General features: G+C 69.6%; 6 protein-coding genes and 1 pseudogene. 2 read left to right on the top strand and 5 right to left on the bottom strand.

Features of this window, described 5'->3' with window-relative positions:
• Positions 1 to 109: 109 nt before the first annotated feature.
• Positions 110 to 808 (top strand): annotated as a pseudogene (locus ACWCSD_RS39725) (oxidoreductase); the annotation flags it as partial.
• 197 nt (positions 809 to 1,005) lie between these two features.
• Here ACWCSD_RS39725 and ACWCSD_RS39720 read toward each other — a convergent pair.
• Both ACWCSD_RS39720 and ACWCSD_RS39715 read right to left on the bottom strand, forming a co-directional pair.
• Complete coding sequence (locus ACWCSD_RS39720; RefSeq protein ID WP_449922609.1) at positions 1,006 to 1,488, bottom strand: hypothetical protein; 483 nt, start codon at positions 1,486 to 1,488, stop codon at positions 1,006 to 1,008.
• Positions 1,489 to 1,562: 74 nt separating this feature from the next.
• Entirely contained in the window at positions 1,563 to 2,531 is a 969-nt protein-coding gene (locus ACWCSD_RS39715; RefSeq protein ID WP_449922607.1) for an NmrA/HSCARG family protein, read from the bottom strand.
• Positions 2,532 to 2,626: 95 nt separating this feature from the next.
• Here ACWCSD_RS39715 and ACWCSD_RS39710 point away from each other — a divergent pair, with 95 nt between their 5' ends.
• Positions 2,627 to 3,100: a MarR family winged helix-turn-helix transcriptional regulator gene (locus ACWCSD_RS39710; protein WP_449922605.1), complete on the top strand. Its 474-nt coding sequence runs from the start codon at positions 2,627 to 2,629 to the stop codon at positions 3,098 to 3,100.
• Positions 3,101 to 3,135: 35 nt separating this feature from the next.
• Here the strand turns inward: ACWCSD_RS39710 and ACWCSD_RS39705 are convergent, their stop codons facing one another.
• From ACWCSD_RS39705 to ACWCSD_RS39695, 3 genes are all read right to left on the bottom strand, one after another.
• Positions 3,136 to 6,960, bottom strand: a complete 3,825-nt coding sequence (locus ACWCSD_RS39705; RefSeq protein ID WP_449922603.1) for a hypothetical protein — start codon at positions 6,958 to 6,960, stop codon at positions 3,136 to 3,138.
• A gap of 86 nt (positions 6,961 to 7,046) precedes the next feature.
• On the bottom strand, positions 7,047 to 8,144 hold the full coding sequence (locus tag ACWCSD_RS39700; RefSeq protein WP_358296011.1) for a hypothetical protein: 1,098 nt from the start codon (positions 8,142 to 8,144) through the stop codon (positions 7,047 to 7,049).
• A gap of 161 nt (positions 8,145 to 8,305) precedes the next feature.
• Positions 8,306 to 9,439 (bottom strand): helix-turn-helix transcriptional regulator, encoded by a 1,134-nt coding sequence (locus ACWCSD_RS39695; protein ID WP_449922600.1) that lies wholly within the window; start codon positions 9,437 to 9,439, stop codon positions 8,306 to 8,308.
• Positions 9,440 to 9,500: the final 61 nt, after the last annotated feature.

Below are 9,500 nucleotides of genomic sequence, written 5' to 3'. Positions count from 1 at the left end.
CGGTAGTAGACCACGTCGTTCTCCCAGTCGAAGGCGTCCGCGCCGTAGAAGTCCTTGAAGTAGTCCAGGATGGCCGGCCAGTCGGCGGCCGGCTCACGACACCTCGCACTACTACGCCCGCGACGGCGTGGCGGCCAACGAGCTGATCCGGGAGGCGCTGCATCCCTACCCGGACGACCTGGTGATCGTGACGAAGGTGGGCGCGCTGGTCGAGGGCTCTGACCTCGCCCTGCCCGCCGAGGGCAAGACCGGCCTCACCCCCGACGGCCTGCGCCGCGGCGTCGAGGCGAACCTGCGCTCGCTCGGCGTGGACCGCCTCGATGTCGTCAACCTGCGCGTGGGCGACCTCGACCGCGCCGGGACGCCGCTCGCCGGTCCGCTGGAGACGTTGCTCGCGCTGCGTGAGGAGGGGCTGATCCGCCACCTCGGCGTCTCGAACGTGACACCCGCCGAGTTCGCCGAGGCCCGGAAGATCGCGCCGATCGTCTGCGTCCAGAACCTCTACAACCTGGCCAGGCGCGAGGACGACCCGCTGGTGGACGCCTGCGCCGAGGCGGGCATCGCGTACGTGCCGTTCTTCCCGGTCGGTGGGTTCCGGCCGCTCACGGCCGAGCGCCTGGACGCCGTCGCCGCCCGCCACGGCGCGACCGTGCCGCAGGTGGCGTTGGCCTGGCTGCTGGCCCGGTCGCCGAACATCCTGCTCATCCCCGGCACCGGCTCGCTCGCCCACCTGGAGGAGAACGTCGCCGCCACGTCCCTGCGGCTGACCGACGAGGACCTGGCCGACCTCGCCGACCAGGCGCACTGACCACGGAGTCCGAAGGACCACGACAGGTGTCGGCCGATGACTCCTGGCTGACTCTCGGCGACCACGGGAGCGCGCCGCGCATCGCCCTCACCGAGGGCGACACACACGTGCTCGCCGTAGCCGCTGTAGGACGGCCCGGGCCGGAGCGATCGTGGGTGGGCAGGCGCGGGCTTGTCGCTGATCGTTCCGGGTCGGGGTCAGGGGTAGCTGATCCACTCCAGGAAGAGGGTGTCGTTGTCGCGGATGACGAGCCTCTTCCTGCCGCCTTCGATGCCGTTGGCGGACACGCGGCCACTGTTGTCGAAGTCGCCCACCGCGCTGCACTTGATATCGCCGTGGTCCGGCCCGCCGTATCTCTGGAACACCCAGTAGCGATTCCGGTTTCCCCACTTGATGGTGATGCTCTTCCACATCTCGTCTTGACGGCCGACCCAGGGAACCCACATGGAACCGGTCCATTGACGGCCGGCTGGGACGGTGAAACGGATGTCCTGGTTCTCCCCGTCGTTGATCTGTACGTCGCGCGTCGTCTGGTTCACCACTTCCCTGATGTCGGTCATCTCATTGATGGTGGGATCGTGCCAGTCGGGCCAGGGGCCGGTGCCGCACGGGGAACTGGTCGCCGTGGCGCCGGCGGGTGAGGCGGCCATGAGAAGCGTGCCCGCGAGAACCGCCGCCATGGAAAGGCTGAGGGTTCGGCGGAATGCCTGCAGGTGAGCCGGGGCGGCCGCGTGTGGGGAGGGGCGGGGGCCGGTCAGTGCGGGATGGTGTCCCGGTGGGTGGCCAGCCAGGCGTCGAACGTCTGCAGTCGCGGATTGAGTGCACGCAGCAGCTCGAAGTCGATGAGCTCGGCGATGTCGGGAGCGGCCGCGACCAGGTACTGGAGCATGTTGCCGACCTCGCCCGCGCCCGGGAACCCCGCGGCCCGGATCATGTCGGGGCTGACCGCCTGGTACGTGACGGGCTCGCCGAGCGCCTGGCTCAGCGCGGCGGCGTACTGCGCGCCGGTGAGCACGGCCCCGGCGACGCTCACCCGCCTGCCGGCCATCCCGTTCCCCTGGCGGAAGATCCCCAGCGCGGTCCTGCCGACGTCCTCCGCGGCCTGCGCGGCCACCCTCGCCTCGCCGAACCCGAGCGGCAGCACCAGCGCGCCCGTCTCGTCACGCCGGGGCGCGAACATGTCCCGGAAAGCCTCGTAGTACACGTTCGCCTGCAGGAAGGTGGTGGGCACGCCCGACTCCAGGAAGAAGCGGTCGGCCTCGGCCTTGCCGTCGGCGTGCGGCACCTTGTACGTGCCCCCGAAGCTCGGCGTCCCGTCGTCCGGACGGAAGTAGCCGCGGGTGTCGGACAGCGTGGACCACACGAAATGCCGGACGCCGGCCTCCCGGCCCGCCCGCGCGGCGTTGCCGGCCTGCTCCCGCTCCTTGGTGGTCGCGGGCCGTGCCCGCTCCTCCTCGGGCGTGCGCGGCTCCCAGAAGTTCGTCACCACGAAGGCGCCGTGCGCGCCGTCGAAGGCCCTGCGCAGGCTGCCCGCGTCGTCGAGATCGGCTGCCACGACCTCGGCCCCCAGGGCGGCCAGCTCCCTGGCCCGCGCCGAACCCGGGTCCCGGGTCAGGGCTCGCGCGGCGAACCGCCCGCCGCGATCGTCGAGGATCGCGCGGACCAGCCCGCCTCCTTGCGCCCCGGTCGCGCCCACCACGGCGATGATCTGCTGCTCGCTCACGGAAACGGTCCTCTCATGCGGTCAGGTTGATGTATCAACCCGGCCCACCATACAGCGCCAGGTTGATACGTCAAGCAACCGGTAGAGTGGGCGTCATGGGATGGGAGCAGGACATCGGCGAGGCCGACCGGATGTGGCGCACGTACATCGAGATGGCCAAGCACCTCGGCTCACACCTGCAGCAGCACCTGCAGCGCGAGTGCGACCTGTCCGCGGCCGACTTCGAGGTCCTGGTCCGGCTCACGGAGTCGGAGCGGCGGGAGATGCCCGTCGCGGAGGTGGCCGCCGCGACCCAGTGGGAGAAGAGCCGCCTGTCCCACCAGCTCACCCGGATGGCGCAGCGCGGGCTGGTCGAGCGGGTGGACGCCGACGACCGCCGCTATCCCGACGTGCGGCTCACCGACAAGGGCTCCGCGGCGATCGACAAGGCCGTCCCCGAGCACACCGAGCTGGTGCACGCCCTGTTCATCGACGTGCTCGGCCCCGAGCGGCTGGCCGCTTTCGCGCAGGCGTGCGCCGACGTGCTCCGCGCGCTCGACGAGCACCGGGAGCGGGACTGCTCGTTGTGATCACGCTCCCGCCGCCGGCGGAACCGCCGCGGTGGTCAGTCTGCGACGGCTTTCCAGTTCCAGGTGAGCCCGTAGGACGCGCTCAGCGCCAGCAGACCCGGGCCGACAGCGCCGAGGTTGAGGAAGCGGCCCTGCGCGTCGTACTGGCCCACCGCCGTCGGTTGCGAGGCGTGCCTGTCGGCCGGCGGGGTGCAGAACATGTAGCCGCCGTCATTGGGACGGAATTCGTTCAGCGTGAGCAGGTTGCCGTCGCCGACCCCGGGGTTGGTGGCCGTTGAATTGACATACAGTCCCTTGTGGACCAGGTAGTAGCAGTAATAATCCTCGGTCTTGTCGGCGTATACGGGCATGAATTCTTCCGCGGAATCGTCGCTGTCGGGTTCGAGCGCCACCGGCGTGCCCGGTTCCGGATCGGAGTCCTGTACGGTCATGGCCGATCCCGCGCCGGTGACGATCTCATCGACGTCCAGCGCCTCGTTCTCGGCGTCCTGGAGGAACCAGCGCTGGTCGGGGTCGAATTCGTCGGCGAGGTCACGACCCACCAGTTCTTCGCCGTCAGCGCGATCCAGGGCGGTCAACGCCTGGCCGGTGGCCTTGTTCAGCAATATCCAGGTGCCGTCCCCCATGTCGAGCAACCGCCACAGCTGGGAGTCGCCGTCGTCGGAGCCCTGGAGAATCACCGGCGCGTCGGCGACTCCGAATTCCTGGCCCAGATAGGTACGCGTGAAGCTGTGCAGCACGCGATAGTGTCCCGGGTCGTCACCGGCGGCCAGGAACCGGAAATTGTGCGCGCTCTGCTCGGACCGGGCGAACGTCCTGGTCTTGAGGCGGCTGCTGCCGGGCCGCGTCCCCGCACCCGAAGGGTAGGGGGAGCGGGTGCTGGAGGCGCTTCTGAGATTCTGCGTCGTTCGCGGAACGGCCTTCGCCTGCCGCGCCGGTTGGGACGTCGTGCACCGCGGGTCCTCGGTGAGATAGGAGAAGTCGTATTCGACGGGAAGGTGGTCCGACATCTCGAAGTCGGTCATCGGCGTCCCGAACCCGTACCCCCTGTAGAGCGCCGGGGTGACGCCGTTCTGGGTGACGGCGTAGTCGATGGTGCGTCCCGTGACGGGCCGGGTGGGCCCGCTGGAGGGCAGTACGTCGAACTGACGGGAGTCGTCGCCTAGGGCGGTCAACAATCCTGTCTGCCCATAAGCCTCCATGTTGTAGTCGCCGAGGACCACCCAGCGCAGCGGCTGCCCGTTCGGGCCGGCGTTCTCCATACGACTCCTGATGTTCCGCAGCATCGTGACGTTGTCCGTGCCGCCTGCCGCGGCCCCGTGCCAGGTGAAGTAGACGACCCCGCAATAGTTGACGCCGAGCGCGGGACGGGACTTGCCCTCGTGAACGCCGTTCCGGGTCGCTCCGGGGACGACGAATATCTCGTCCCTCCGGACACTTCGCCGGGTCCAGACGGCCAGATTGATCTTCTCCGGGTTGCCGGAACCGGTGTCGACGTTCGTGTTCAGCCAGTAGAGGTAACCTCCGCGGCGGCCCCCACTGGTTCGGCTGAGCCAGATCTCCTCGACGGGAGGCGCGTTCGTGCTGCCGTCGCGCATCCTCTTGACGTAGTCGGTCTGCGCGATCGTGTCCTTGCCCCAATAGTGCCGGTCGGCGGGATAGCCGGTCTCCTGCAGGGCCAGGAGGTCGTTCTCCCTGGGAGGACTCTCCCGGGTGTGCAGAGCGGGCAGCGCGGTCGCGTACCTGTCGCCCTGTCGCGGTGAGGACGCGCCGGCCATGTTCCAGGTGGCCGCCTTGATGTCGACGAGCTGTGGGTCGCGTGGGGGAAGCTCGCCGCCGGTGTCGCGGAGGAACAGCGACTGCCGGTGTCCCACGTCGAGGGCGGCCACTCCGTTGCCCTGGTAGTTCAGGGTCTCCCGCCCGGTCCAGTCCGTGATCGCCTGCCCGTTCTGGCTCAGGGGCAGGAACGCGCGTGGGTCGGAGCCGTCCGATCCGAACTGGAAGGCGGTGCCGGCCTGGGCGCCGTACGGCCGGTACGGCTCGAACGGCCCGCCGGCGGTGGTCTGCTTGCTCAGCGTGTTGTCGTAGAAGACGTTCTGCGGCCCGGAGGAGCCGGCCCACTTGCCCGCCTTGGGCCCGGCCGCCCACCAGATCGGATACCAGGTGCCCGCGTCCATCTCACCGCCCTCGCCACCGCAGTTGGCGGAGCAACTGGCCGAGCGGTGCTCGTAGGGGACTCGCACCGTGTTCTGCTCGAACAGGTTGTCGTGCTCCCAGCCGCCGTGCAGGTTCAGGTCGGAGTCGAGGTCGTTGCGGAAGGCGACGTTGCCGCCCGCCGACCACTGGAAGGTGAAGTGGCGCAGGCCGCGGCTGAGGTTGTGCGCCCACAACGAGTCCCACACGCGGCTGCCACGCAGGTAGCCGTTGCCGCCCTTGCCCTTGTTCCAGGCGCCGTCGAAGCTGTTGCGCTCGATCTGCAGGTTGCGCGCCACCTCGGTGACGATCGGGTGTGAGCCGGTCATCGTGGCCTTGAGCCCGCGCGCCCAGCTGTTCGCCGCCCACTTGAACACGATGCCGTGCATGGCGTACTCGGGCGCCAGGTTGCCGTAGTTGTGCACGGCCTGCTCGGGAGCGAGCGCGTACGTCTCCTGGCCGCCGATCTTCGGCAGGCCGTTCATGTCCTGGGTGAAGGAGAAGTCTTCGAACCCGACGCCCTCGACCACCTTCAGCGGCGTGACCTTGCTGGCGTACGGGGTGCCGTTGCCGTTCAGCGGTTCGGAGCCGTCCGATTCGGAGTTCACCGGCAGGTCCCACCTCAGCGGCCGGTCCAGCGTGATCGTCTTGGCCGTGGCGTCCATGCGGCTGAGCCGGAACATCTCCTGCCGCATGTGGAGCGCCTCGATCATGCTCTGCTCGGTGATGCCCTGCTGCGCGTAGAACTTCCTGCTGTTGGCCGCGCCCACCCAGACATAGCCGCCGGGCCTGAACCTGGTCATGTCGGCCTTCGCGTCCAGCCGCACGACCGTGCCTCCCGCCCGTGCCGAGAAGCCCGGGTCATCGGCCGCGGCGGCCACCTTGAAGCCGGAGACCCAGTGCTGGTTGACGCTGCCCTCGTACAGGTCCTTGCGCATGGGCAGGCTGGAGGCCAGCTCCCAGTCGTCCTTGTACCGGGTCGCCACCTCCCGGGTCTGGACGCGGAACATGCCACGCCCGGGCCAGATCCAGCCGCCGTTGCCGATGTCGGGGGCGGTGCCGGCGATCATGCTCTCCTGGTCCCACCGGCCGTTGATCACCTGGTCGTAGCGGGTCTGGAGGCCAGGCCTGAACACCAGCCGGGTGCCGCCGTCGCCGGAGCCCTTGCCTCGTAGGATCAGAAATCCGGCATCTACGTAGATCTGCCGGGTGATGTCGATCCGGCCTGCCGGTAGCTCGATGAGCGAGAGCCGGTTGAAGTTGGCGTTCGGCGAGCAGTCGTCCTTGATGTGGTCGATCGCCTTCTGCAGTCCGGCGGTGTCGTCGGTCCCGTCGTCCGCCGTCACCTTGTAGGAGGAGGCGAGCTCTTCCGGCGAGATGCGGCAGGAGGCGTCGTCGGTCAGATCCGCATCGCCCTCAGGCAGCTCCTGGCCTCCTCGGTATCCGGCGCGGGACCAGTCCGGCAGTCCGGCCGGCGGGGTTGTGCGGTTGCTGTGACTCAGGTCAGGGCCGGACGCTCCAGGCCCGGCCCACGGCGGGTCCTCCACCGCGGCAGGTGCGGTCACGGACGTCGGGGAGGCGGAGGCCCCCCACGCCGCCGGGGTGCCGCCCGGCGACGACAACGAGAGCAGCAGGACGGACATCATGGCCGCCGCTGGTCGGACCATTCTCATGTGATCTCTCCGAGAAGGACGCGGACGCCGGGAGCCGGCGTCGGTGACGATGACGTCGTCCGGCTGCGCGTTCGCCGGCTTCACCACTGCGGGGCCGACGGCGTGGGCATCGCCGCGAAGTCGTAGACCTTCTTCCACAGCACGCCGCTCCTGCCGCCGGCCGAACCGTTGATGACGTAGTAGAGATCGGTTCCGGCCACCACGGCCAGCGGGGTTCTGCCGGGGGAGAGCGCGAAGCTGTTCTCCTCGTAGTAGCCGCTCCACCCGCCGTCGCGCGAGATCAGGTAACTGCCGATGGTGTTGTCACGGTCCTCGGTGATGGTGATGACGCCGTAGCCGCTCCGGGAGAGCGCGACGGACGGGCCGTTCCTCGTGTAGCCCGGGGTGCCTGTCGCGTAGACCCGGAACGGATTCGTCCAGTTGCCGGTCCCGTACCGCTGCCGCGACATGTACACGTAGTTGTCGGTGCCCGTGAAGGCGAGCACGACCTGGTTCCAGGGAGCGGGGTCGCCGTTGGCGCCCACCTGGGCGGCCAGTCCCGGCGCGTCCTTGCTCCGCGCGCCCGGCACGACGCTGGGCGAGCTGTAGGTGCCGGTGTCGCCGTTGTAGTACATCGTCCAGATGTCGTCGGTGGACTGGCTGTTCCAGGCGAGCATGAAGGAGTTGCCGGGCAGCGCGGCAGCCGCCACGGGCTCGGTGTCGGTGGTGCGCGTGTCGTTGGGGATCCTGGTCCAGCTGGGCAGGGTGGCGGGTAGCTGGTAGCTCGGGCTGAGCTGGACGCGGTGCTGGTAGACGTGGCCCTCGGTGCCGGTGTGGAAGATCCGGAAGTTGCCGCGGCCCCCGTCGTCCGTCCAGATCACCCGCGGCGGCGTCCATGTCTGCGCGTTGGGCAGCGAGTACGCGGGCCCGTTGTTCAACGAGATCCAGATGGAGTCGTTGTCCGCGCCGCGCCAGGCGTGCAGGATGTTGCCGCGGTCGTCGCGCGCCTCTCCCGGAGTGGACCTGCTGGTGATCTGCCCGCCGGCGTAGGTCACCGGCTGCCAGTCGGACCCCTCACCGGGGAAGCCCCAGGAGCTGATCGAGGCGCCGCCGTCGTCGGCCGAGGCCGGCGCCGTCATTCCACCGGCGGAGGCGATCAGCGACACGGCCGCGATGAACAACCTCTTCTTGACGAACATCTCTTCTCCCGCATCGTCTCTCGAATCGACGGCCGTCGCGCCGTTGGCCCGGCGGTGACTCATGGACCGTCGTTACAGAGACAAAGTGCGGGAGGCCGCTCGTGACATGACGCTCGTCACATCACCGTCCCGCTCGCGGACGACGGCGGGGCCGCGGATGCTCAGGCCGTGAGCGCCGCGCCTTCGAGCAGCGTGGTGCGGATCTGCTTGCGTGAGGAGATGCCGAGCTTCGCGAAGACCTTGCGCAGGTGCCATTCGACGGTGTGCGGGCTGATGAAGAGCTGAGCGCCGATCTCGGGGTTCGTCAGCCCGTCGCCGGCCAGGCGCGCTATCTGCGCCTCCTGGGCGGTGAGAGTGGCGCGTGCCTCGACGGTGCGCCTGCGTACCGTCTCACCGGTGGCCTGGAGCTCGCGCCGGGCGCGTTCCGCGAACGCCTCGGCCCCCATGTCGCCGAGCAGCTCGTATGCGATGCCCAGCTGCTCGCGTGCGTCGAGGCGGCGGTTCTCCCGGCGCAGCCACTCGCCGTAGAGCAGCCGGGTGCGGGCGAGCGTCGTCCGGACCTCGGTGCGGCCGAGCCGCTCGATCGCCTCGCGGTAGAGAACGTCGGCGTCCGCTCCGTCGCTCACCTGGGCCCGTACGCACGCCGAGGTCCCGAGGGCCCAGTCGGTGCCGCTGGCTCGGGCCATCTCGTCGAGTCGCCAGGCGACCTCGGCCGCCCGGGCGGGCCTTCCACTCCGGACGGCGGCCTCGACGAGTTCGACCGTGGACCTGATGGCCGTCCCGCCGAGCTCCTGCGGGTGCTCGAAGGCTCGCTCGGCGGCGACGTACGCCTCCTCGTACCGGCCGAGGCCGTTGCAGAGCACCGCGCTCGCCCATTGGGTGGCGGTCACCACCTTGCCTTCCCCCTGAATGGCCGGGTCCCGCGTGATCGCTGCGCTCACCTGACGGGTCGCGGCCTCTCGCCCTCTCCACGGCTCAAGGATCAGGGCCGCGTACTGGGCCAGGTAGCGGCTGCCCGTCACCTCGCCGATCGTCACCGCCTCGGCGACCAGCGCGTCGGCCAGGGCGAACTCGCCGGCGAGGACCCTGTTCGACACGAGCATGTGGAGGGCTGAGGGCAGCACCGACAGTGCGCCCGCCTCGCGTGCCAGATCGACCAGTCTCGCGGAGAGCACCGACCAACTGTCGAAGTCCCAGACGTTATGGGCCATCCGGGACGCGAACGGCAGCCAGCCAAGGCCCTGTTCCCTGGAGACCCCTTCGGCGCGGAAGGACTCCAGGGCCCGCAGCACCATCGGTTGCCGAACAGGGCGGCGCCGGACCGGGCGTCCATCAGATAGGCGGCCCGGCCGTACA

This window comes from Nonomuraea sp. NPDC001684, from assembly GCF_053596515.1.
Note: the sequence above shows the minus strand (reverse complement) of the source record. Positions and strands in the feature narration are given on the sequence as shown.

Coding starts and splice junctions, on each gene's coding strand:
- ACWCSD_RS39720 (WP_449922609.1), bottom strand. CDS start 1,488: ATGGCGGCGGTTCTCGCGGGCACGCTTCTCATGGCCGCCTCACCCGCC.
- ACWCSD_RS39710 (WP_449922605.1), top strand. CDS start 2,627: ATGGGATGGGAGCAGGACATCGGCGAGGCCGACCGGATGTGGCGCACG.
- ACWCSD_RS39705 (WP_449922603.1), bottom strand. CDS start 6,960: ATGGTCCGACCAGCGGCGGCCATGATGTCCGTCCTGCTGCTCTCGTTG.
- ACWCSD_RS39700 (WP_358296011.1), bottom strand. CDS start 8,144: ATGTTCGTCAAGAAGAGGTTGTTCATCGCGGCCGTGTCGCTGATCGCC.
- ACWCSD_RS39695 (WP_449922600.1), bottom strand. CDS start 9,439: ATGGTGCTGCGGGCCCTGGAGTCCTTCCGCGCCGAAGGGGTCTCCAGG.